Raw genomic sequence first — 22640 nt, forward strand, 5'->3', positions numbered from 1 at the left:
CTCCCGCGAGGCGACGGCTAGCCTGTGGAGATGCCACCCAGGAGGATCGAGGACGCCGCCGGCCGCGCCGCACTGACCGCGGTGCAGCAGGGCGACACGGCACGGGCGACCGTCGCGACGGCCGTCCGGTGGACCCTGCAGCGCCTCGCCGACGACGTGCCGGGCAACAGCGTCGAGGTCCGGGTGCCGCCGTTCGCCGCGGTCCAGGCCGTCCCCGGCCCGCGCCACACCCGTGGCACGCCGCCGAACGTGGTCGAGACGGACGCCACGACGTGGCTCGCGCTCGCGACCGCTGAGCTGACCTGGGACGAAGCCGTCGCGCAGTCACGCGTCAGCGCTTCCGGCTCACGTGCGGACCTGACGGCGTTCCTGCCGGTGCGGGTCGCGCTCTAGTCGCGTTCAGCACTACCTAGGCGGACGAACCGAATTAGGTAGTCCCTACCGATGCGGGCGCATGCACTGCGAACCTACGCTTGAAGTCGCCGGGATTCGGACCCGACCCGAACGGGTCCGAACCCGGCGACAGGGACCAAGGTACGCGATGTTCCACACAACGTGTCAACCGCCGCGGCGCGTCGTGCTGCAATGCGCAACGTTCTTGCGTCACGAGTGGACTCAGAAGAGTCCGGCGAGCTCCGACCGGGCGTGCAGGTCCCACTTGCCGAACACCCGCGACAGGTGCGCGTCGATGGTCCGCGTCGAGAGCCCGAGCTCCTCGCCGATCAGGCGGTTGCTCAATCCCTGTGCCGCGAGCTCGGCGACCTGGTACTCGCGGTTCGTGAGCGGTGGTTTCGGCCGGCCGGCCGTGACCGCCATGCCGTGCGACGCGAGCACCCCCTGCGCCGCGATCACCCGCGTCCGGTCGCGTGCGGTCAGGGCGTCGGCGTACTCGACGATCGCCGCGGCGAGCGGACCGTCGACCCGAGCGGCGGCCTCGCGCATCCGACCGAGCGAGGTACCGGTCTCGCGTCCGTTCAGCATGTCCATCGCGTAGTGCAGCGTCTGCCCGTACATGACGTGCGTCCACCCACCGCTCGCCGTCCCGCGGTCGATGATGTCGTCGGCGTGCCGGAGCCCGGCCGGGTTGCCGAGCACCGCCTCGGTCCAGGCGATCGTCACCGCGACCTGCTCGCCCGTGATCCGCATCGCCCGCTGCGGGGTGGCCCTCGCCCGGTCGAGCGCACGAGTCGCGTCCTCGGTTCGACCGGCGTAGGCGTACGCCATCGCGAGTCGTGCCCACGGGTAGGCCGCGAAGCCGCCGTGGTCCGCGACGTCGTACCGCTCGCAGGCAGCCGAGAACGCCGCGATCGCGTCGTCCCAGCGCCGTTGGCCGATGGCGAGGTTGCCGTCGCCGATGAGCTCGAGGGTGAAGTCGTACTTCAGGTACGGGTTCGACCGGCGGACCGGCACCTCGGTGAGCAGGTCGGCGAGGTCGCCGCGCCAGACCTGCACCTGGTGCAGCACTGAAAAGATCTCGCCGACGCTCCACGGTGCGTCCTCGAGGTGCTCGATCGCGGTGGCCAGTGCCCGGCGCCCGAGGGCCGATGCGTCGTCGAGCCGCCCGGCCGTGGCGAGCGCCATGATCGCGCAGGGGGCGACGCACAGGAACGCGAACGGGATCGTCGGGGCGTGCACGATGCCGCTGCGCTCGAGTTCGGCGCGGACCTCGTCGAACCGTCCGCCCCAGCCGAGGTGCGCCAGGCGCAGCAGGCGGAGCCGTTCGACCGCGTCGCCGGACACCAGCCGGCTGGCGACGTCGGTGAGCGCGACCGCGGCCAGCACGTCGTCGTCGTGGAACTGCCGGATGTTGGCGAGGATCTCGCAGGCCTCGACCACGAGGGCGTCGTCCACCGTGCCGGGTTCCGCACGGGCGACGGCCCAGGCGGCCTCGGCGTCGGCGCGACCGGCCTCGCGCCCGTCGGTGTACGAGTACGCCAGCGACCGCAGGCAGCGCGCGGCGACCTGCTCGTTCGGGTGCAGCGTCCGCCGGAGCGCTGCGGAGGCCAGGGCGATCGCGCTCTCGTGCTCCTGGAGCCGCACCGCGACCTGCGCCGCGTCGAGCAGTTGCTCGACCGGGGGCACGACACCGCAGTCGAGCGCCCAGAGCGCCGACCGCAACCGTGCGGCGGGCGGGGCACCCTCGGGACTGTCGGCGCGGAAGGCGTTCGCGCGGGCGAAGAGTGCCGTGCGGCGGGCGACCGGTACCAAGCCGCGGATCACGTCGCCGACGAGCGGGTGCTGCGGACGGGCCACTGCGGCGCCGTCGTCGAGCGAGTCGATCCGGACCAGCCCGAGCGCGACCACGCGGTCGACGTCGCCGCCGCTGACCAGGCCGAGCAGTCGCGCGAGCGGGATCGGGTCGGCCAGCGCCACGATGTCGACGACGTCGCGCAGGTCCTCCGGCAACGAGCCGAGTTCCGTCCGGTACATGTCGGCGAGGCTGTTCGACGCCGTCACCCGGCCGCGCCAGTACCACCCGGACGCCGTGTGCTCGAGGGCACCCGAGGTGCGGGCGGCGCGGACGACCTCGCGCAGGTAGAGCGGGTTGCCGGCGGTCGCACGGTGCACCCGCTCGGCCGAGGCGTTCTCGAGCTGCGAGCCCAGCGCCTCGGCCACCAGGGCCGACGTCTCGCGCAGGGTGAGCGGCTCGAGGTCGATGCGCTCGAGCAGGTCGTCCTGCCACAGGGCGCGGAGCGGTTCCGGCAGCGCGGTGAAGTCACGGCAGGTCAGGACGAGCCGCGCACCCTGGTGCCGGACGAGCCACGCCACGTACCGGGCGGAGATCGCGTCGAGGTGGTCGGCGTCGTCGACGCGCAGCAGGACGTCGCGGTCCGCCAGGTCGGCGATCGCTCGGAGGCGCTGCTCGGCCCCGGCGCCGTCGGACAGTTCCGACAGGGTCGCCGGCAGCTCGCCGAAGCGGTCCGAGATCGCGCCGAAGGGCATCGACCGCCCGGAGGCGACGGCGGTGATGGGCACCACGACCGTGCGCCCGGTGGCGTCCCGTCCGGCGACGCGATCGGTGACGCGGGCGGCGACGGTGCTCTTGCCGAGACCCGGGGCGCCGACGAGCGCGACGCTCCACTGGTGCTCCGCGACGACGGACACGGCACGGTCCTCTTCGTGGCGTTGCATCACGGGCCAGGTCACGCGCGCCGGGGTGCTCGGGGTGCGACCTCGCCCCCGTACGGTCCGTTCTCGCATCCGTGTCACCTCCAGCCCTTGGGATACCAACGCGTACGGATCATCCTCTCCTGGATCGGACTGCGCGGACAGGCCGGGAGACGTCCCACAGTGGGGGACAATGGGTGGGTGAGCAACACCGATCGACCCGACGACCAGCCGGTCCCGGCCCCTGCGCCGAACGCCGTCTCCACCTCTGACGAGGTCACGATCCGTCGTGCCCCGAAGTTCGGGGTGTTCATCGTCGGCGGTGCGGTGCTCGGGTTCATCGCGACCCTGATCGTCGTCTCGCTCACCATGAACCTCGGTGGCCAGCAGGAAGAGTCGAGCTTCGGCAGCCTGGTGGGCTACTTCAGCCTGTGGGGCGTCACGATCGGTGCCTTCGTCGGCGCGGTCGTCGCCGTCGTCTTCGACCGGGTCTTCGCCCGGCGCGCGGCCCGCCTGACGGCGGAGCGTGTCGAGGTCGAGCTGCCGCCCGAGACGGTCGAGGGCGAGATCGACGAGCACGGCGACCAGCGGCCGTAGCCGCAACCGTCTTCGGACGGGAGGCCCGGTGCCAGCTGGCACCGGGCCTCCCGTCTGTGGGTGGTTGCGTCTCGGACGCGACCTAGCTGAGCTGGTTCGCCTCGACCCAGGACAGGTACTCCGGGCTCACGGTGCCCGTGACGTACTCGCCCGTGAAGCAGCTCATCTCGAGGTCGGTCACGTCGGAGCCCTCGATGATGGCGTCCCGCATGTCGCCGATCTCCTGGTAGATCAGGTGATCGCTGCCGAGCACGCGGTTGATCTCCGGGATCTTCCGGTCGTGCGCGATGAGCTCGTCGCGCGTCGGCATGTTGATGCCGTACACGTGCGGGAACCGGACCGGGGGAGCGGCGCTCGTGAAGGTGACCTCGTTCGCACCGGCGGCGCGGGCCATCTCCACGATCTCCTTGCTCGTCGTGCCGCGCACGATCGAGTCGTCGACGATCAAGATGTTCTTGCCCTTGAACTCCGACGACATCGCGTTGAGCTTCTGCCGGACGGACCGCTTGCGCTCCGCCTGACCCGGCATGATGAAGGTCCGGCCGACGTAGCGGTTCTTGTAGAAGCCCTCGCGGTACTCGATGCCGAGCTTCCGCGCAACCTGCATGGCAGCCGGTCGGGACGAGTCCGGGATCGGCATCACGACGTCGATGTCACCGGTCGGCGCGTACTGCTCGATTGTGTCCGCCAGCCGGTTGCCGAGGCGCAGGCGGGCGTCGTAGACCGAGATGCCGTTCATGACCGAGTCGGGACGAGCCAGGTACACGTACTCGAACGAACACGGCACGAGCCGCGGGTTCTTCGCACACTGCCGGGCGTGCATCTGCCCGTTCATCTCGATGAAGATCGCCTCGCCCGGGGCGACGTCGCGCACGATCTCGTAGCCGCCGGACTCGAGCACCAGCGACTCGCTCGCCACGACCCACTCGGGCTGGCCGGCCTCGTCGAACTTGTGGCCGAGGATGAGCGGCCGGATGCCGAACGGGTCGCGGAAGGCCAGGAGCCCGTGGCCGGCGATCGTGGCGATCGTGGCGTACGAGCCCTCGACCCGCTCGTGCACGCGCTCGACGGCGTCGAAGACCTGCCCGGGATCGAGGTCCGTGCCGCGGACCTGTCCCTGCAGCTCGTGCGCCAGCACGTTCACCAGGAGCTCGGTGTCCGACGTGGTGTTGAGGTGCCGACGGTCGATGTCGAACAGTTCACGCGTCAGTTCCCGCGTGTTGGTGAGGTTGCCGTTGTGGACGAGGACGATGCCGTACGGCGCGTTCACGTAGAACGGCTGCGCTTCTTCCTCGTTGCTCGCCGCGCCCTTGGTGGCGTAGCGCACGTGGCCGAGGCCCATGGTGCCGAGGAGGGCGCGCATGTCACGGGTTCGGAACGACTCCCGCACGTGGCCGCGGGTCTTGTGCATGTGGTGCACGTGACCTTCGACCGTGGCGATGCCCGTCGAGTCCTGCCCGCGGTGCTGCAGGAGGAGCAGTGCGTCGTAGATGGATTGGTTGGCGGGGCCCTGTGCAACGAGGCCGACGATGCCGCACATTCGCGGGTGTGCTCCAGACCGTAGAATCGGGGGGTACCGAACAAGTCTGCCATGTCACCGCGAAGGACTCCGCATGCCCAACCCGTACGCCGAAGCCGGAGTGGACACCGCTGCCGGTGACCTGGCCGTCGAACTCATGAAGTCCGCAGTCGCGGCGACGCACAACAGCCACGTGCTGGGCGGCGTGGGCGGCTTCGCCGGACTCTACGACGTGTCCTTCCTGAAGGACTTCTCACACCCGTTGCTCGCGACCTCGACCGACGGCGTCGGCACGAAGGTCGCCATCGCCCAGGCGATCGACAAGCACGACACCATCGGGCAGGACCTGGTCGGCATGGTCGTCGATGACATCGTGGTGGTCGGTGCGAAGCCGCTGTTCATGACCGACTACATCGCCTGCGGGCGCGTCGTGCCGAACCGCATCGCCGACATCGTCGCCGGGATCGCCCGTGGCTGCTCGGCGACGGGTACCGCTCTGGTCGGTGGCGAGACCGCCGAGCACCCCGGGCTGCTCGGCCCGGACGACTACGACGTGGCCGGCGCCGCGACCGGTGTCGTCGAGGCCGGTTCGCAGCTCGGTGCCCACCTGGTGCAGGACGGCGACGTCGTGCTCGCCATCGAGTCGTCCGGGCTGCACTCGAACGGGTACTCGCTCGTCCGGCACATCCTGGCGTCGCGCGGGGTCGGGTACACAGACCAGCTGCCCGAGTTCGGCGGCGTGTCCGTCGGCGAAGCCCTGCTCGAGCCCACCCGCCTTTACACGACGCCGCTGCTGGAGCTGCTCGAGCAGCACCCGGGCGCCGTGCACTCCCTGTCGCACGTGACCGGTGGTGGCATCGCGGCGAACCTGGCGCGCGTGCTGCCCGTCGGCTCGTGGATCGAGGTCGACCGCTCGACCTGGCAGCCGCTCCCCGTCTTCCGCGTGCTCGCCGACATGGCAGGCACGCCGATCGAGGACACCGAGGGCACCTGGAACCTGGGCATCGGCATGTTCGCCGTGGTGTCCGCCAGCGCCGCGGTGGACGTCATCGAGTCGCTCGGTGTCGCCGGGATGCCCGCGTGGCCCGTCGGCACGATCGCCACGTCGGCCCGCGACCTGACCGGGTTCGAGCAGGGCGCCAAGGGTGTCGACGGCGGTGCCGTGCGGCTCGTCGGGAGCTACGCCGCCTGAGCGAGCCGGCCACGCCCGTCACGCAGGCCGCGTGGCGGGCGTTCGTCGTGCCTCCAGGCCGCACGACCTGCCGTCAGGTGTCCGCCGAGCGGTCACGAAGTGCCGCTCGGTCCGGCCGCGGGCGGCACTTCGTGACCACTCGGCATTCCCCGCGTGGGGAGTCGTGACCGGTCCGCGTCATCCGCGTGGGCACGCAGAAACGCCGCGCTGCCCGGAGGCGCGCGGCGTGACGGCTGTGCCGGTCAGGCGGACTTGTTCTGGTCCGCTTCGGTCTCGAACTCGTCGGATTCGTCTGCCGCTTCGGGACCGTACTGGTCCGCCCAGCGGTCGACGAGATCGTCATCGGAGTGTTGTCCGGCGGAGAGCTCCTGCTCGAGTGCACCGTAGTTCGTCTGCGGGCTGAAGTACTTCAGCTCACGGGCGACCTTGGTGTGCTTCGCCTTTTGACGGCCGCGCCCCATGCGTGACCCCCTCGTTCGGCTCTGGTCCGGTCCTGGCGAATGACGGAAGATCACTCGGGGAACCAGACGGTTCGTGGTTTGAAATCTGCCGATCACTCTACCATGTACCTCGATCTGGACGTCGCCGCGACGGCTCCGCGCACAGGAGAATCGAAGTGATGACCGAACCCCTCGAGAACCCAGTCGACCAGTCCGCCCGTGTCGTCGTCATCGGTGCGGGGCAGGCCGGACTGTCGGTGGGATACCACCTGCGCCGCCTGGGGCTCGTGCCCGGCACCGACCTGGTGCTGCTCGATCGTGCTCCGAGCACGGGTGGTGCCTGGCAGTTCCGGTGGGAGGCCCTGCGGCTCGGCGCGGCGCACCGCGTGCACGACCTGCCGGGGATGCGGGCGATGGGGCTCCAGTTCGACGACGCCGATCGGTCACGACCCGCCCGGGACGTCGTGGGGGAGTACTACCGGCGGTTCGAGCAGCACTACGACCTGCGGGTCCGGCGTCCGGTCTCGGTGCCGTCGGTCTCGCGCACCGAGGACGGCCGACTGTGCGTCACGACCCGCTCCGCCGACGGCACCGAGACCCGGATCCGCGCCGACGTCGTGGTGAACGCATCGGGCACGTGGGGCACGCCGTTCGTGCCGTGGTACCCGGGCCGAGGCGCGTTCCGCGGACGACAGCTCGACACGACCGAGTACCGCAGCGCTGTGGAGTTCGCCCGGCAGGACGTCGTCGTGGTCGGCGGCGGGACGAGTGCCATCGGTTTCCTGCTCGAACTCGACGGTGTCGCGCGGTCGACCCACTGGTTCACCCGACGGCCGATGGTGTGGGCGGACTCGTCATCGCTCGACCTCGAGTCGGCGGTCGCAGCGGTCGACGAGCAGGACCGTGCCGCCCGTGCCGGCGAGGTGCTGCCGAGCATCGTGAGCGGCACGGGCGTGCCGGTCTCGCGGCGGATCCGCGCGGGCATCGACCGCGGGGTCCTGCGCGACCAGCCGATGTTCACGCGGATGGACGAGACCGGCGTGGTGACGGCCGACGGCACGCACGTGCACGCCGACGCGGTGCTCTGGGCGACCGGGTTCCGGGCCGACCTGCGGCACCTCGCGCCGCTGCACCTGCGGACCGCGGCCGGCGGGGTCGTCGTGGCGGACGGGCGCTCGGTCGACGAGCCGCGGTTGTTCCTGGCGGGCTACGGGCCGCAGGCGACGACGATCGGGGCGAACCGGGCCGGACGGCTCATCGCCCGCCAGGTGATGGACGTGCTCGCCGCCGCGTGAGCCGCTCCGCCTGGTGCGAGGTTGACCACCCGGTGCGAGGTTCTTTCGGCGCACCGAGTGATCAACCTCGCACCAGGGGGCGCAGGGCGGCGCAGGGCGGGTCAGGCGGGCAGGGGCTCCTGCACGCCACGACGGCGACGGGACGACGCCAGGAACACGGCGTCGAGCGAGAACCGCCCCGGGCCGGTCAGCGCCACGACGAGCGACGCGACCGCCAGGACGAGCACGTACTCGAAGCCGCCGTCCTGCGAGTAGAAGCCGGACGACGCGTGCGCGAGCAGCCCCGCGACGACCATGTCGACGGCGAGCAGGACGCCCACGACGCGGGTTGCGACGCCGAGCACGAGCAGCACACCGCCGACGAGTTCGAGGCCCGCCACCAGGGGCGCGGCGACGTCGGCGAGCGGCACACCCATGCCGGAGAAGCCCTGGGCGACGTTCGGGATGCCCTGGGCGAACTTCTGCGCGCCGTGGGCGATGAACACCACCCCGAGGACGATGCGGAGCGCGGTCAGGCCGATGGAGGTCGATGTCGTTCGCATGGCCACGAAACTAACCGGTGACGCGTCATCGAACCCCCTCGTCCGGGGGTCTGCCCGGACTTCACCAGAACATGCCCAGGCTGGGGTCCGCCGAAGGGCGGACCCGCTCTCAGGAACCCGTGGTGTCCGTGCCGCGGCCGGTCTGCTGCTGCAGGCGGTCGATGTGCTCCGAGGCCTCGGCCTTGGTCAGGTCAGCGGAGAGCTCCTCGCCGGCTTCGCGGGCCAGGGTGTCGAGGTAGCTCCGCTGCGGTCCGGTCATCGGCTCGTCACCGGTGACCCACTGCTCGGGGTCCTTGCTCGCGTCGGTCGACGGGTCCGGACGGGCGCCGCCGAGGGTCTCTTCTGCATCACTCATGCCGAGGACGCTACGCCGCACCTCCGACGCACCCCGCAGGCCCTTGTCCCCCGTCAGACCGGCGTGGCCGAGTACCGCACCAGGTCCGGTCCGACCGCACTCGTGGCGATCGGCACGGTCCGTCCCTCGCGACGGACCCAGATCGTCGCGGCCTGCTCGTCGATCCGCTCGACCTCGTGCAGCGAGCCGTCGAGCAGCACGGTCGCGGACACCACGACCCGGCCGCTGGACGGCCGCGGGGGCAGACTGGGGACGTCGTCGTCGTACGCCGCGTACTCGCCGGGCTGCAGGAACGGGGACACCGGAGCGGTCACGACCTCGAAGCCCTCGTCGACCTCGGCGACCGCCACGAGGCGCACCGCCTGGTCCGTCGGCAAGGGGACGTCGACCACCCAGGGCGCCTCGGAACCGGCCAGTGCGCGGAAGGCGGGCCGACCGTCGGGGGCGAGCCGTGCCTCCAGGCCGTCGATCCGGACCCGTCCGCGACCGCGCGAATCGGCGTAGAGACCCGGCTCGATGCCGGACTGCCGCGCTTCGAGCCGGCTGATGACCACGCGGTCCGGGCGGTACCAGTCGCGGAGCGTCGACGGGTCGACCCAGCCGACGCTGGGGACCCCGCGCGACAGCGCTGCCGACTCGTCGGCGGCGCGCTCGTCGAGCGCGCCCAGGGGGTGTTCGCCGCGCACGGCGACGAGTCCTTCGTGGCGGCTGCCCGCGACGGGCTCGTGGTCCAGCACCTCGACGCGCTTCGACACCTTGCCGCCGTGGCCGTCGAACGTGGCGAACGTCCGCAGGTCGGTGATCGTCATGACGTCAGATGCTACGACTCGTCGCCCCGACGCGGCGAGGTCGGCACGAGCGCGTGCAGCTCACCGGTGCACTGCGCGGGGTCGACGCCCTCGGCGGGACCGGCCGGTCGGGTCGCGCGACGCGGCTGCAGGCTGTTCCGCTGCGCGGACCGGGCCAGGCGATCGTCGACGACACCGTCGACCGGCGCTCCGGCCGAGCCGGCGAGGGACCGACGGAGCGGCGGGCGCACGGGCTCGCCGCGACGTTCCTGACCGGGAAGCGGACGCGACCGGCGGCCGTACAGCAGTTCGGACGAGTCGAGCAGCCACGGCACCAGCGCCACGGTGACGCCGTGCACGAGCAGGAGCTTCTTGCGGATGCGACGGCCGCGGTGGTTGTGGAGCAGGCCCTCCCACCAGTGACCGACGATGAAGATCGGCGTGTAGACGGTGACGACCTCGGAGCCGTGCTCGAGCCGGTGCGCCTTGATGTACTTGATGAGCGGCATCGAGATGTCGCGGTACGGACTCGGCACGATGGTCAACGGCATCCGGATGCCGTACTCGGCCCACTGGTCGCGCAGGTGCTGGGCGTCGGCGTCGTCGATCGCGACGTGGACCGCCTCGCAGCTGGCGTGCTCGGCGGCGATCGCGTAGTCGAGGGCCTTCAGCACGGGCTTCTGCAGCTTGTTCACGAGCACGACGGCGTGGTCACCGGTGGCGCCGAACTCGGTCTCGACGTCGGCCTCGATCTCGTGCGAGACGTCGCGGTAGTAGCGGTTCACACCGAGCATGAGCACGTACAGGATCGGCATGATCAGGAACACGAGCCAGGCGCCGTGCGTGAACTTGGTGATCGTGACGATGACCAGGACGACCAGGGTGAACGTGGCTCCGATCGCGTTGATCGTTCGTGAGCGCAGCACCTGTGCTCGGTTGACGGACGGGTCGGCGGTGCCGGCCCGGTCCGCGCGCAGCAGGCGCGTCCAGTGCACGACCATGCCCGTCTGCCCGAGCGTGAACGACACGAAGACGCCGATGATGTAGAGCTGGATGAGGCTCGTGACGTTCGCCCGGTACACCACGAGCAGCGCCGCGGCGACGAGCGCCAGGACGATGACACCGTTCGAGTAGATGAGCCGGTCGCCGCGGGTCGACAGGGCCTTGGGGGCGTACGAGTCGCGGGCCAGGATCGAGCCGAGCAGCGGGAACCCGTTGAACGCCGTGTTCGCGGCGAGGAGCAGGACCGCGGCCGTCGTCGCCTGGATGACGAAGAACAGCACCGAGTTGTCACCGAACGTCGCCGCCGCGATCTGGGCGATCAGGGAGCGCTGCGGCGTCGTGGCGCAGTCCGCGAACCCCTGCAGGTCGCAGGCGCGTTCGGCGTAGTGCACGCGGGACACGAGCGCGAGCGTGATGAGCCCGATGAACAGGACGATCGCGATGCCGCCCATCGCCACCAGGGTCGCCTGCGCGTTCTTGATCTTCGGGCGCCGGAAGGCCTGCACGCCGTTCGCGATGGCTTCGACGCCGGTCAGGGCCGAGCAGCCGGAGGCGAAGGCCCGGAGGAGCAGCAGGATGAACGCCGCCTGCGTCGTGTGCTCGACGTTGTCGACGGTGTACCCGGCGGACTCGGCGACCGGGGCGTGCCCTGAGGCGACGCGGACCAGGCCGGTGACGACCATCACGAAGACCGACGCCACGAACAGGTAGGTGGGGATGGCGAACGCCTTGCTCGACTCCCGCACGCCGCGCAGGTTCGTGGCGGCGAGGAGCACGACGAACACGAGCGCGAGTTCGACGCGGACGTCGTTCAGCATCGGCAGCGCCGAGATGATGTTGTCCACGCCGGAGGCCACCGACACCGCGACCGTCATCACGTAGTCGACGAGCAGCGCACTCGCGACGACCAGCCCGGCCTTCTCGCCGAGGTTCCGGTGCGCGACCTCGTAGTCGCCGCCGCCGGACGGGTACGCCTTGATGAGCTGTCGGTAGGACGCGACGACCACCACGAGCAGCAGCACGACGAGCGCGGCCACCCACGGTGCGAAGGTCAGGAACGACATCCCGCCGAGCAGCAGGATCATCAGGAGTTCCTGCGGTGCGTACGCGACGGAGGACAGCGGGTCACTCGCGAAGATCGGCAGTGCCAGGTGCTTCGGGAGGAGCTGTCCTTCGAGCTTCTCAGAGGGGAGCGGATCCCCGATCAGTCGCGCTTTCAGCGACCGGACCTCGTTCGTCACGAGCGGCAAACCTACTCAGTTCCGGGCGGGAGTCAACACGGGTCCCCGGGCGGTCATTCCCGGTCGGTCGCGTGTCGTCGACTCCGCACCCCGATCACCCCTTGCGGTTGACGTCGCGTCAACCTCTACGGTGGGCTGCATGAGGGATCCGTCAGACATCGCCACCGCAGCTGCGAAAGCACCCCACGGCATCGCCGACGTGGCGCGATCCGCCGGGGTGTCGAGTCGCACGCTCCGGCACTACGACGCCATCGGGCTGCTGCCGGCCACCGCCGTCGGCGACGGCGGACTCCGCCGCTACGACGATCGGGCACTCGTCCGGCTGCAGCGCATCCTGCTGCTGCGCGGCCTCGGCCTCGGGCTGCCCGACATCCGCCGGGTCCTCGACGGCGAGCAGGACGACGTCGCCGCCCTCACCGCGCACGTCGCCTGGCTCGAACGCGAGCGGGACCGCCTCGCCCGGCAGCTCGCCGCCGTGCGCACCACCATCACCAGGATCGAGAACGGGGACACCATGAACGCCACGGACACCTTCGACGGGTTCGACCAGACCCGCTTCAAGCACGAGGTCGAGGAGCGCTGGGGGGCGGACGCCTGGCAGCGCGGCACCGCCTGGTGGGACGCGAAGGACACCGCGGGCAAGCAGGCGTTCCAGGACGAACTGCGCGCGATCGCCCGGGACGCCGCAGCGCTCGCCGCGTCCGGCGACGGCCCGGGCTCACCGGCCGCGCAGGCACTGGCGCGGCGGCAGTTCGCGTGGCTCGCCGAGTCGACGCCGCCGGCGGACCTCACCGCGGAGCGGTTCCGGACGCTCGCCGAGATGTACGTGCACGACGAGCGGTTCGCGCACGCCTACGACTGGGCCGGAGCGGGTGCGGCACGGGCGCTGCGCGACGCGATGGTCGCGTTCGCCGACGGCGGGCTGTAGCGCGCGGACGGCGGGTTGGAGCGCGCGAACGGAACCGGGTTCCGGTCACGACACCACGGATCGGCGTGGTGCTGTGTCCGGAACCTGGTTCCGTGGGTGGGGCTGTGCGGGGTGGGGCGGTGCGACGGGCGGCCGGGAGGCTCTGGTCGCGACCGCCTGTCGGCCGCGGGCCGTCAGAGCGACTTGCGCAGGGCCTCCAGGCCGTCACGCAGGCGCGTCACGGTGTCCGCACGGAGCGTGCCGCGGGTCGCACGACGGCGCAGGTCCGCGCGGACCTGCTGCCGGAACGACGACAGCGCCATCTCGAGCTCGCGCAGGGCGCGGGCGCTCTCCGACGGGACCGAGACGGGGTCCTCGTGGGAGCCGGTGCCAGGGCTTTCCGCCGAGGCGGCGAGGTCCGCACGGAGGGAGCGCATCGCCTCGCTGACCGAGGCACGGACGCCGTCGGCCAGGGACTTCACCGAGTCGGCGACCCCGGACTCGACCGCGGCGATCTCGTCGGCACGGGCCGCGAGTTCGGTGCGGCCGGCCTCGGTGATCGCGTAGACGGTCTTGCGGCCGTCGGCGGTCTTCGAGACGAGGCCCTCTTCTTCGAGCTTGGCGAGTCGCGGGTACACGGTGCCGGCGCTCGGCACGTAGGTGCCGCCGAACCGGTCGCCGAGGGCCTGGATGAGCTCGTAGCCGTGCATCGGGTGGTCCGCCAGCAGCACGAGCAGGTACAGGCGGAGGTGGCCGTGGGCGAAGACGGGGCTCATGCGGGCGCCTCGCCGTCGTTGGTCGGGGCGGTCGGGGCGGCCGGAGCAGTCGGCGGAGCCGGGGTGGTCGGCGCGGCCGGGGTCGTCGGGGCCGCGGTCGGTTCCGCTGCTGCCGGCGGGGCGTGCAGCACCGCGATGTCGCCGGAGACCGAGTTCACGCGCAGGTCGAGCCACTGGCCGGCCAGCTCGCCACCCTGCTTGACGTACGAGCCGCGCACGCCGCGGATCTCGGAGTCGTCGAACTGCAGCTTGCCGGACGCCGTGCTGACGGTGCACTGGTAGGCGACGCCGTCCTCGAGCCGGACGCTCACGCCACCGGAGACCGTGTTGACACGAGCCGACTCCGGCACGCCGTGCAGGTCGAGCACGACGTCCGCCGAGACACCGTCCGCCTGGAACCGCGGGATCTCGCCCGTGGCCACGACGTCACCCGAGACCGTGTGGACCGTCAGGGCGCCGTCGAGCTCGCGGATGGTCGTCGCGCCCGAGACGGCGTTGACCGTGACGTCGCCGGCGACACCGTCGACGACGAGGTCGCCGGACACCGTGTTGAGCATCGCGCCGCGGTTCGTGCCGGACAGCAGGGCACCCGCCGACACGACGCCGAGGTGCACCGAGGCGTCGCGGGGGACCAGGATGCTGACGTCCGCGTGGGCCTTGCCGCGGAACGACTTGAGGAACCCGATGGGGTCGTCCCACCGGATCTGCGGGTGGTCGACGGTGAGCGTGTCGCCGTCGACCTCGATCTTCAGCTGCTTGCCGGACACGCTGTGGACCTCGACCCGTGCGGTGGGTTCGTCGTGTGCCACGACGTCCACCTGACCACCGACGAGTCCGACACGGAGTGTGCGGACGATGCCGGTGTCGATGACCTTGGGCTCGTCGACGAGCCACTTCTCCTGCGTCACGTTGCTTCCTCCAACTCGCGTTGTATCGCGTCTGTGGAGGTCACGCTATATCGCGAGTCGACGAGGCGCAAGGGTGCCGGGCGGATGGTGAGCAGAAATGGTCGGGTGGGGCCCTGCGACCCGACCATTCCTGCTCACGAAGCGTGCGCGACGGAGGTGGGACGGGCCTCCCGGACGACCCGGCGCTCGGGGCTCCACGGGAACCGCCGGAAGAACGGCATGAGCGGCTGCACCATCGGACCAATCGCGAAGGCGGCGATGACGGTGCCGGCCCCGACGTTCCCGCCGAGGATCCAGCCGACGATGACGACCGACACCTCGACCAGCGTGCGCGCGAGCCAGAGCGGCCAGCCGAGGCGCTCGTGCAGCCCGACCATCAGGCCGTCACGGGCGCCGGTCCCGAAGCCTGCTCCGATGTAGAACGCCGTCGCGACGGCGAGCAGCACCAGTCCCGCGACGAACAGTGCGATCCGGGCGAGCAGTCCGGACGGCTCCGGCACGAGCCAGAGCACCAGGTCGGCGCTCGGCCCGATCGCCAGCGCGTTCAGCAGCGTGCCGATGCCCGGCTTCTGGCGCAACGGGATCCAGAAGAGCAGGATCACGCCGCTCGACACGACGGTGATGACGCCGAACGACCACGGCACCACGCTCTCGAGGCCCTGCGTCAGGACGGTCCACGACGAGACGCCGACGACCGCTCGGACCTGCAGCGCGGTGGAGGCACCGTAGAGGAACAGGCCGACGAAGAGCTGGACGAAGCGGAACGTGAGGGCGGTGCTGCGGGACATGGGTTCATCGTCGATGCGGATTGGACTGCTGGTCGAGAGCCAATCGCGCTACCGTGGACCCATGACACCCGTGCTGTTGAGTGCCCGATCTGCTGCCCTGCTGCTCACCGACTGGCGCGACGGCACCGACGCCCCGGCGTACGAGGCCCTGTCCGACGCCATCCGGGTGCTCGTCATCGACGGCCGGGTCGCGCAGGGCGTGCGACTGCCGGCGGAGCGTGGGCTCGCGACCGCGCTCGGCATCTCCCGCACGACCGTGGCGAACGCGTACGCCCGGCTGCGGTCCGACGGGTTCGTCGTGTCGGTCCGTGGCTCCGGCAGCGTGGTCCACCTGCCCGCGTCCCTGATCGGTCGTCCCGACCCGGAACGGCTCGGCGGGGTGGTCGACGGCGAGCTCCTCGACCTGCGCAAGGCCGCGCTGCACTCGGCACCGGGGATGGCCGAGGCCGTCGAGCGGGCGGTGCGACACGTGCCGGCGGCGCTCGCCGGCATCGGGTACGACACCGTCGGCGACCCCGGGCTCCGTGCCGCCATCGCCGACCGGTACACCGAGCGCGGACTGCCGACCGATCCGTCCCAGGTGATCGTGACGATCGGCGCGCAGCACGCCATCGCGCTGCTCGCCCGGGTGCTCGTCCGTCGCGGTGACGCCGTGCTCGTCGAGTCCCCGACCTACCCGCACGCGCACGAGGCGTTCCGCGAGGCCGGCGGACGGCTCGTCGGCGTGCCCGTCGATGCACGGACCGGGTGGGATGCCGCCGCGCTCGAGACGACGCTGCGCCGGACCGCGCCGGCCGTCGCCTACGTCATGCCCGAGCTGCACAACCCGACCGGTGCGACCATGTCCCCGTCCACCCGCCAGCTCCTGCTGTCGGTCGCAGCATCGGTCGGCACGACGGTGGTCGCCGACGAGACGATGGGCGAGCTGCGGATCGACGGCGTGCCGTCGCTGCCGCTGGCAGCAGCGGACCCGTCGGGCGCGTCGGTCGTGATGATCGGGTCAGCCGACAAGGTCTTCTGGGGCGGCCTGCGGATCGGCTGGATCCGCGCCGCACCGGCCCTCCTGCAGCGGCTGCTCGCTGCCCGCCCGACGGGCGACCTCGGCACGCCCGTCCTCGACCAGTTGGTCGCGCGGGAGCTGGTCCCACGCACGGCAGCCGTCCTGGAGGCGCGGCGCGAGTACCTGCGACAGGGTCGCGACGACGTCGTGGGCGCGCTCAGGGCACGACTCCCGGAATGGGACGTCCCGTCGCCCGCAGGTGGGCTGACGACGTGGGTGGGCCTCGGCCGTCCGGTGTCGAGTGCGCTCGTGCTGGCCGCGCGGTCCGAGGGGGTGGTGCTGGCCTCCGGCGGGGTGTTCGGCCCGGACGGCGGGTTCGAACGGTTCCTGCGGGTGCCGTTCACGATGGCGCCGGCGGACCGCGGCCGTCTGGTGGACGTGCTCGACCGGGCGTGGGCGCGGGTCGGCGGGGAGTCCGCCGGGGTGCGGGGGTCGCTCGCCGCGGTGGTGTGAGCAGTCGTGGGGTCATCCTCTGGGGTGAGGGGCTGGGGTCGTTCTCGCTCCGTGGGGTGATGTGCGCGGCGGCGGACGACGCGATGCTGATGCCATGAACGCGACCCTGTCCGCCGGTGCTCCGGCCGCTGCTGCGTCCCCGACGCCCTCGTCCGCGCAGCCGTGCCCGGCGGTGCCCGCCGTGGTGCGCGTCACGATGGCCCTGAGCGGTGCGCTGCTCGCCGGCGTGCTGACCTCGTTCGGGCAGACCGTGCCCGCGCTGTCGTCGGTCGCCAACTCGGCCGGCCCCTGGTTCCTGGTCGCCGTCGCGCTGTGCATCGGCGCCGGAGCCCGTGCCGGCCGGTTCGCCCTGCCGCTCGCGATGCTGCTCGGCGTCGTGCTGCTCGAACTCATGCACGTCGGCTACTGGGCCACGACGAACCTGCGCGGCTACCCGGACTTCCTGTCCGTCACAAACCTGTGGGTGCTGCTCGGCGTCCCCGCCGGGCTGCTCGCCGGTGCGGTCGCCGTGTTCGTCCGCTCCCTCGACGCCCGCTGGCGTGCCGGAGCGTTCGGGGTCACCGCCGCGATCCTGATCGGCGAGGGGGTGCGGGCGCTGCTGCAGGTGGTGGCCACGACCGGCCCGGTGACCTGGGTGGTCGAGATCGTCGTCGGCATCCTCGTGCTCGTCGTCGGGGTGGCCACCGCTCGGTCGTCGGTCGGCCGCGTGATCGCCCTCGGCAGCGGCGTGCTCGGCACCGTCGGCGTGCTCGGCGCGTACCTGCTGCTCGGTGGCTGACCCGACGGCTGACCCGAAGGCCTGATGCGGACGCGCACGGGCTGCGGCTGCGAGGATCGATGACGTGCACCTCCTCTCGGTCTTCAGCCTCCGCAACCGGGCCCTCATCGCGCTCGTCACCATCGTCGTCGCGATCTTCGGTGGCATCGCGCTGTCGAACCTCAAGCAGGAGCTGATCCCGAGCGTCGAGTTCCCGCAGGTCGCGATCGTCAGCGCGTACCCGGGTGCCACGCCCGAGGTGGTGTCCAACGACGTCTCGACGAAGATCGAGCAGGGGATCCAGGCGGTCCCGGACCTCGAGTCGACCTCGGCGACCTCATCCACCGGGCAGAGCATCGTGTCGGCCTCGTTCGACTACGGCTCCAACCTGGCCAGCGCCGAGGACAAGATCCAGACCGTCGTCAACGCACTCTCGTTGCCCGACTCCGTCCAGACCCAGATCGTGACCGGGTCGTTCGACGACCTGCCCGTCCTGCAGCTCGCGGTGTCGGCGAAGGGCGACCAGGAACAGCTCGTCGAACGACTGAACGCCACCGCGGTGCCCGACCTCGAGAAGCTCGACGGGGTGCGGGCCGCCGACGTCTACGGCAACCCCGGTCGCCGCGTCGTCATCACCCCGGACCAGGACGACCTGGCAGCCCGGGGCCTCAGCGAGACGGCGATCTCGGACGCGCTCGACGACAACGGCACCCTGATCCCCGGCGGCACGATCACGCAGAGCGGTTCGACGCTCTCGGTGCAGACCGGCGAACGCATCGCCTCGGTCGCCGACATCGAGGACCTGCCGCTGACGGGCGGCACCTCGGCGACGACCCTCGGCGACGTCGCCGCCGTCGCCATCAAGGAGTCACCGCGCACCTCGATCAGCCGCGTGAACGGCGAACAGGCACTCACCATCGCGATCACGAAGACGCAGGAGGCGAACACCGTCGACGTCTCCGAGACCGTCCGTGACGCCCTGCCCGGCATCGAGGCGAAGATCGACGGCGACCCCCGGTTCACCGTCGTGTTCGACCAGGCGCCCTTCATCCAGCAGTCGATCGACTCCCTGGCCGAGGAAGGCCTGCTCGGCCTGGCGTTCGCCGTCCTCGTGATCCTGCTGTTCCTGCTGTCGGTCCGGTCGACGATCGTCACCGCGATCTCGATCCCGACGTCGGTGCTCCTCGCCGCGATCGGCATGCTGGCCGCCGGCTACACGCTCAACATCATCACGCTCGCCGGCCTGACCATCGCGATCGGCCGTGTGGTCGACGACTCCATCGTCGTGATCGAGAACATCAAGCGGCACCTGCAACCCGGCGTCGACCGGCAACGGGCGGTGCTCGACGGCGTCCGCGAGGTCGCCGGCGCCGTGACCGCGTCGACCGTGACGACCGTGGTCGTGTTCCTGCCCGTCGCGTTCGTCGCCGAGCTCGTCGGCGAGCTGTTCCGGCCGTTCGCCCTGACCGTGACGATGGCGCTGGTCGCCTCGCTGCTGGTCTCCCTGACCATCGTGCCGGTGCTGGCGTACTGGTTCCTGCGCGCGCCGAAGGGGCACAAGCACGCCGGGGCGGTGCAGCCGGCCGTGTCGGGGACCGACGCCGACGGGGCGGCGGGGGCCGTGCCTCCCGTCAGCTCTGCGACGGACGGCGCACTCGCGAGTGCGGCGGACCTGCACGACGCGTCCGCACCCGACCGGCTGCGCCGCGGCTACCAGCCCGTGCTCGGGTGGGCGCTCCGCGCACCGTGGGTGGTCCTCGTGCTCGCCGTGCTCGTGCTCGGAGGGACCGCAGCGGCGCTGCCGTTCGTCAAGACGAACTACCTCGGTGACTCCGGGCAGAACACCTTCACCGTCACGCAGGACCTCGAGCCCGGCACGAGCCTGGCGTCCCAGTCCGACGCGGCGCGCACCGTCGAGCGCCAGCTCCGCGCGGTCGACGGCGTCGAGACCGTGCAGACCACGATCGGCACGAGCGGCGAGTCGATCCAGGCCGCGTTCGGTGGCGGCGGCACGGCATCGGTGCAGTACTCGGTGACCACCGACGAGGGCGCCGACCAGACCCGGGTGCAGTCGGACACCCGGAAGCGACTCGACGGGCTCAAGGACCAGGGCGAGCTCACCGTCGCGTCGTCGGGTGGTGGCTTCGGCGGCAGCAGCGACATCGAGGTCGACGTCAGCGCGCCGACCCAAGCGCAGCTCCGGACCGCCGCGTCGCAGGTGCTGCGCGAGATGCGGACGGTCGACGACACCATGGGGGCGACGAGCAACCTGTCCTCGGCCGAGCCGTACCTGGCCGTCCGGGTCGACCGCGAGAAGGCGGCCGCGCTCGGGCTGACCGAGACCCAGGTCGGCGGGATCGTCGCAGCCTCGGTGTCGCCGCGCGACACCGGGACGGTCGAGATCGACGACGCCTCGCTCGACGTCTACATCGCCGCACCCTCGCCGCCGAAGACCATCACGGCACTGCGCGCACTGTCTGTCCCGACCTCGACCGGCCCGGTGCCGCTGTCCGACGTCGCCACCGTCGAACGTGCCGAGGGACCGACGACCGTCACCACCTCGGACGCCGTCCGCACCGCGACGATCACCGTGACCCCCGACGCGTCGAACCTCGGCGCGGCGGTGCAGTCGGTGACCACGGCGGTCGACCAGCTCGACCTGCCCAAGGGTGCGTCCGCGTCGATCGGCGGCGTCGCCTCGAGCCAGACGTCGGCGTTCAGCCAGCTGCTGCTCGCCGCCCTGGTCGCGATCCTGATCGTCTACGTGGTGATGGTCGCGACGTTCCGGAGCCTGCTCCAGCCCCTGCTGCTGCTCGTCTCGGTGCCGTTCGCGGCGACGGGCGCGATCCTGCTGCAGATCGCGTCGGGCATCCCACTCGGAGTGGCGTCGCTCATCGGCGTGCTCATGCTCGTCGGCATCGTCGTGACGAACGCGATCGTCCTCATCGACCTGGTGAACCAGTACCGGCGGCGCGGGCTGCGGGTGCGCGAGGCCCTGGTCGAAGGGGCCACCCGACGACTCCGGCCGATCCTGATGACCGCACTGGCGACGATCTTCGCGCTCGTGCCGATGGCGATCGGGCTGACCGGCAAGTCCGGGTTCATCTCGCAGCCGCTCGCGCTCGTCGTGATCGGCGGGCTGGTGTCGTCGACGCTGCTGACCCTGGTGGTGCTGCCGGCGCTGTACTTCGTGGTCGAGCGGGTACGCGAGCGCAACGCGGACCGGATCGCCGCGGGCAAGACCCGGAAGCAGGCGCGCGCTGAGCGACGCCAGGAACGCGCGGAGCATCGGGCGGAACGACAGCGGCGTCGAGCGGCGCGTTCCGACAGCGCGGCTTAGCGGCGGTACTCGGCGTCGATCGCGGCGAGGGGCGAGACGGCGGGACGGTCGGCCCGCTCCTCGCGCTCGACGGCGCGGAACCACGACACGAGCACGCAGGTGAGCGTGACCAGGAAGACGATCCCGGCACCCTGCGCGAACACGGCCATCTGCCCGGTCGCGGCTGCGTACCCGCCGAAGGCCATGGTGGCGGCGAACGACAGCCCGAGCAGCAACTCCGCAGAGGTCTGCAGCGCGGAACGGTCCCAGCGGGTCGCGGCGGCGCGTGCAGGGCGGGTCGAGGTGTCGGTCACCCCGGAAGTCTGCGACGTGGCGCCGGTCGGCAGTAGTCCCGACTCCGGGTGCCACCCACCCGGGGCACGCGGCAGTGCGGCTCCGCGAAAGCGACACTTCTCCGCCGAACATCGGCGGCACGACGTCGCTCTCGCGGCACGGACGGCCGCTCGTCGGCGAGAAGTGTCGCTTCGGCGGCACACAACCCGCCCGCGGCCGAACCCGCACGGCGCCCCCGCAGCGCCTCAGCCCAGCTGGGTCCGGAAGAACGTCGCCACGCGGCGGCTCATCGCCTCGTCGAGCTGCGCGATCGAGTGCGCCGTCCCCTCGACCTGCACGAACGTGACCGGCACGTCGTGCGACCGGAGCGTCGCCGCGAAATCCTGCGACTCCCACAGCGGGATGAACTCGTCCGTCGAGTGCCCGATGAAGAACGGCGCCGTGTCCGAGGTGACGTGGTACTCCGGCGACGCCCGGGTCGCCGCCGGACACTTCGCGTAGGTCCGGCAGCCGAGGTACAGCAGCTGCTTCCGCTGGAAGGACGCGGACACCCCGTCGGCCCGGGTCGAGCGTGACGTCAGGTTCGTGGGGCCGCTCAGGTCGACGACCGCACGGATCCGGTCGCCCTCGGCGTAGGCGGCGGACTCGTGGTCGGTCACCGCGAGCATCGCCGCCAGGTTGCCGCCCGCGCTCCCGCCGAACACCCCGACCCGCTGGGAGTCGACGTCGTACGTGGAGAGCGTCGTGGGGCGGAACACGTAGTCGAGCGCCCGTCGGACGTCGTCGAGACCGGCCGGGAACGGGTCGGTGGGAGCGAGCCGGTAGTCGACGTTGAACGTGACGAAGCCCTCGGACGCCAGGTACTTGCACACCGACCGGTAGGCGGCGGTGGCCTTGTCGCCGTGCGACCAGCTGCCGCCGTGGATCATCAGCACCGCGGGCCGACCGGTGCTGGCTGCGGCCTCGGCGGGGTCGGCCGTCGGGGTGGCGGACGGCGTCGCCGTGGGGGTCGCGGTCGTCTCCGGGGCGCTGTCGGCCGGCAGGCAGACGTCGAGTCGCTGCAGCGGAGCCGTGCCGTACGGCACATCCGCGACCACGTCGATGCCGTGGTACTGCAGGGACAGCGGGTAGATGACGCTGTCCGCGGTGACCGTCGCGTTCTCGTCGCCGACGGGGTCCGTACTGCAGGACGCGACCGCGCCGAGCGCCACGACCGCGGCGACGAGCGCGAGCACTGTGCGGCGGCCGGACTTCATCGGTTCCACGGTAGCCGCACCCGAGGCCGGCCACGTCACCCCA

Annotated in this window: 20 protein-coding genes; 8 read left to right on the forward strand and 12 right to left on the reverse strand. The window is 71.5% G+C overall.

The annotated features are described in order from the left end of the window. The first annotated feature begins 30 nt into the window (after nt 1–30). Nucleotides 31–393: a sterol carrier family protein gene (locus tag EDF31_RS16510; protein ID WP_131846930.1), complete on the forward strand. Its 363-nt coding sequence runs from the start codon at nt 31–33 to the stop codon at nt 391–393. Between the two features lie 222 nt (nt 394–615). On the opposite strand, the gene EDF31_RS16515 is transcribed toward EDF31_RS16510, so the two are convergent. Then, nucleotides 616–3147, reverse strand: coding sequence for a LuxR C-terminal-related transcriptional regulator (locus tag EDF31_RS16515; RefSeq protein WP_131846931.1), 2532 nt, complete (start codon nt 3145–3147; stop codon nt 616–618). Between the two features lie 162 nt (nt 3148–3309). Here EDF31_RS16515 and EDF31_RS16520 point away from each other — a divergent pair, with 162 nt between their 5' ends. Beyond that, nucleotides 3310–3705, forward strand: coding sequence for a hypothetical protein (locus EDF31_RS16520; protein WP_131846932.1), 396 nt, complete (start codon nt 3310–3312; stop codon nt 3703–3705). An 82-nt stretch (nt 3706–3787) separates the two neighbouring features. Here EDF31_RS16520 and purF read toward each other — a convergent pair whose 3' ends face one another. Continuing rightward, complete coding sequence (gene purF, locus EDF31_RS16525; RefSeq protein WP_111085568.1) at nt 3788–5245, reverse strand: amidophosphoribosyltransferase; 1458 nt, start codon at nt 5243–5245, stop codon at nt 3788–3790. A gap of 73 nt (nt 5246–5318) precedes the next feature. On the opposite strand from purF, the gene purM reads away from it, so the two are divergent. Next, the gene (gene purM / locus EDF31_RS16530; RefSeq protein ID WP_131846933.1) at nt 5319–6416 is read left to right on the forward strand and encodes a phosphoribosylformylglycinamidine cyclo-ligase; all 1098 of its coding nucleotides are present in this window, start codon (nt 5319–5321) and stop codon (nt 6414–6416) included. Between the two features lie 242 nt (nt 6417–6658). On the opposite strand, the gene EDF31_RS16535 is transcribed toward purM, so the two are convergent. After that, a complete protein-coding gene (locus EDF31_RS16535; RefSeq protein WP_111085566.1) occupies nt 6659–6877 on the reverse strand; it encodes a DUF3073 domain-containing protein in 219 nt (72 codons plus the stop codon). 158 nt (nt 6878–7035) lie between these two features. Here EDF31_RS16535 and EDF31_RS16540 point away from each other — a divergent pair, with 158 nt between their 5' ends. Beyond that, on the forward strand, nt 7036–8151 hold the full coding sequence (locus EDF31_RS16540; protein ID WP_131846934.1) for an NAD(P)-binding domain-containing protein: 1116 nt from the start codon (nt 7036–7038) through the stop codon (nt 8149–8151). Nucleotides 8152–8252: 101 nt separating this feature from the next. Here the strand turns inward: EDF31_RS16540 and EDF31_RS16545 are convergent, their stop codons facing one another. The 4 genes from EDF31_RS16545 to EDF31_RS16560 form a co-directional block, all read right to left on the reverse strand. Then, entirely contained in the window at nt 8253–8693 is a 441-nt protein-coding gene (locus EDF31_RS16545) for a DoxX family protein (protein ID WP_123293658.1), read from the reverse strand. Between the two features lie 109 nt (nt 8694–8802). Beyond that, entirely contained in the window at nt 8803–9048 is a 246-nt protein-coding gene (locus EDF31_RS16550; RefSeq protein WP_123293659.1) for a DUF3072 domain-containing protein, read from the reverse strand. Nucleotides 9049–9101: 53 nt separating this feature from the next. After that, a complete protein-coding gene (locus EDF31_RS16555; protein WP_131846935.1) occupies nt 9102–9857 on the reverse strand; it encodes a hypothetical protein in 756 nt (251 codons plus the stop codon). An 11-nt stretch (nt 9858–9868) separates the two neighbouring features. Further along, entirely contained in the window at nt 9869–12088 is a 2220-nt protein-coding gene (locus EDF31_RS16560) for an APC family permease (RefSeq protein ID WP_131846936.1), read from the reverse strand. A gap of 130 nt (nt 12089–12218) precedes the next feature. Between EDF31_RS16560 and EDF31_RS16565 the strand changes: the two genes are divergently transcribed. After that, entirely contained in the window at nt 12219–13007 is a 789-nt protein-coding gene (locus EDF31_RS16565; protein ID WP_131846937.1) for a MerR family transcriptional regulator, read from the forward strand. 173 nt (nt 13008–13180) lie between these two features. On the opposite strand, the gene EDF31_RS16570 is transcribed toward EDF31_RS16565, so the two are convergent. The 3 genes from EDF31_RS16570 to EDF31_RS16580 form a co-directional block, all read right to left on the reverse strand. Continuing rightward, nucleotides 13181–13762 (reverse strand): PadR family transcriptional regulator, encoded by a 582-nt coding sequence (locus tag EDF31_RS16570; protein ID WP_131846938.1) that lies wholly within the window; start codon nt 13760–13762, stop codon nt 13181–13183. Further along, nucleotides 13759–14670 carry a DUF4097 family beta strand repeat-containing protein gene (locus EDF31_RS16575; protein WP_131846939.1) on the reverse strand — a complete coding sequence of 304 codons (912 nt, stop codon included), beginning with the start codon at nt 14668–14670 and terminating at the stop codon, nt 13759–13761. Before EDF31_RS16575 ends, EDF31_RS16570 begins: the two co-directional genes overlap by 4 nt. A gap of 134 nt (nt 14671–14804) precedes the next feature. Further along, nucleotides 14805–15458, reverse strand: coding sequence for a hypothetical protein (locus EDF31_RS16580; RefSeq protein WP_131846940.1), 654 nt, complete (start codon nt 15456–15458; stop codon nt 14805–14807). 61 nt (nt 15459–15519) lie between these two features. Between EDF31_RS16580 and EDF31_RS16585 the strand changes: the two genes are divergently transcribed. The 3 genes from EDF31_RS16585 (at nt 15520) to EDF31_RS16595 (ending at nt 21068) form a co-directional block, all read left to right on the forward strand. Further along, nucleotides 15520–16971, forward strand: coding sequence for a PLP-dependent aminotransferase family protein (locus EDF31_RS16585; RefSeq protein ID WP_131846941.1), 1452 nt, complete (start codon nt 15520–15522; stop codon nt 16969–16971). Between the two features lie 94 nt (nt 16972–17065). Further along, nucleotides 17066–17749 (forward strand): DUF6518 family protein, encoded by a 684-nt coding sequence (locus EDF31_RS16590; RefSeq protein WP_131846942.1) that lies wholly within the window; start codon nt 17066–17068, stop codon nt 17747–17749. A 64-nt stretch (nt 17750–17813) separates the two neighbouring features. Next, on the forward strand, nt 17814–21068 hold the full coding sequence (locus EDF31_RS16595) for an efflux RND transporter permease subunit (RefSeq protein WP_131846943.1): 3255 nt from the start codon (nt 17814–17816) through the stop codon (nt 21066–21068). Here EDF31_RS16595 and EDF31_RS16600 read toward each other — a convergent pair. Together EDF31_RS16600 and EDF31_RS16605 are read right to left on the reverse strand one after the other, a co-directional pair. Then, nucleotides 21065–21361, reverse strand: coding sequence for a hypothetical protein (locus EDF31_RS16600; RefSeq protein WP_131846944.1), 297 nt, complete (start codon nt 21359–21361; stop codon nt 21065–21067). The two genes, EDF31_RS16595 and EDF31_RS16600, sit on opposite strands and share 4 nt — an antisense overlap. A 225-nt stretch (nt 21362–21586) precedes the next feature. Beyond that, the gene (locus EDF31_RS16605) at nt 21587–22597 is read right to left on the reverse strand and encodes an alpha/beta hydrolase fold domain-containing protein (protein WP_131846945.1); all 1011 of its coding nucleotides are present in this window, start codon (nt 22595–22597) and stop codon (nt 21587–21589) included. Nucleotides 22598–22640 lie beyond the last annotated feature (43 nt).

The sequence above is a fragment of the Curtobacterium sp. PhB142 genome (assembly GCF_004341255.1).
In the GTDB taxonomy this organism is placed as follows: Bacteria; Actinomycetota; Actinomycetes; order Actinomycetales; family Microbacteriaceae; genus Curtobacterium.

What these genes read in the sequence shown, in the direction of transcription:
- EDF31_RS16555 (WP_131846935.1), bottom strand. Translation starts at nt 9,857, where the DNA reads ATGACGATCACCGACCTGCGGACGTTCGCCACGTTCGACGGCCACGGC.
- EDF31_RS16565 (WP_131846937.1), top strand. Translation starts at nt 12,219, where the DNA reads ATGAGGGATCCGTCAGACATCGCCACCGCAGCTGCGAAAGCACCCCAC.
- EDF31_RS16535 (WP_111085566.1), bottom strand. Translation starts at nt 6,877, where the DNA reads ATGGGGCGCGGCCGTCAAAAGGCGAAGCACACCAAGGTCGCCCGTGAG.
- EDF31_RS16605 (WP_131846945.1), bottom strand. Translation starts at nt 22,597, where the DNA reads ATGAAGTCCGGCCGCCGCACAGTGCTCGCGCTCGTCGCCGCGGTCGTG.
- purF (WP_111085568.1), bottom strand. Translation starts at nt 5,245, where the DNA reads ATGTGCGGCATCGTCGGCCTCGTTGCACAGGGCCCCGCCAACCAATCC.
- purM (WP_131846933.1), top strand. Translation starts at nt 5,319, where the DNA reads ATGCCCAACCCGTACGCCGAAGCCGGAGTGGACACCGCTGCCGGTGAC.
- EDF31_RS16570 (WP_131846938.1), bottom strand. Translation starts at nt 13,762, where the DNA reads ATGAGCCCCGTCTTCGCCCACGGCCACCTCCGCCTGTACCTGCTCGTG.
- EDF31_RS16585 (WP_131846941.1), top strand. Translation starts at nt 15,520, where the DNA reads ATGACACCCGTGCTGTTGAGTGCCCGATCTGCTGCCCTGCTGCTCACC.
- EDF31_RS16540 (WP_131846934.1), top strand. Translation starts at nt 7,036, where the DNA reads ATGACCGAACCCCTCGAGAACCCAGTCGACCAGTCCGCCCGTGTCGTC.
- EDF31_RS16550 (WP_123293659.1), bottom strand. Translation starts at nt 9,048, where the DNA reads ATGAGTGATGCAGAAGAGACCCTCGGCGGCGCCCGTCCGGACCCGTCG.
- EDF31_RS16510 (WP_131846930.1), top strand. Translation starts at nt 31, where the DNA reads ATGCCACCCAGGAGGATCGAGGACGCCGCCGGCCGCGCCGCACTGACC.
- EDF31_RS16580 (WP_131846940.1), bottom strand. Translation starts at nt 15,458, where the DNA reads ATGTCCCGCAGCACCGCCCTCACGTTCCGCTTCGTCCAGCTCTTCGTC.
- EDF31_RS16590 (WP_131846942.1), top strand. Translation starts at nt 17,066, where the DNA reads ATGAACGCGACCCTGTCCGCCGGTGCTCCGGCCGCTGCTGCGTCCCCG.
- EDF31_RS16545 (WP_123293658.1), bottom strand. Translation starts at nt 8,693, where the DNA reads ATGCGAACGACATCGACCTCCATCGGCCTGACCGCGCTCCGCATCGTC.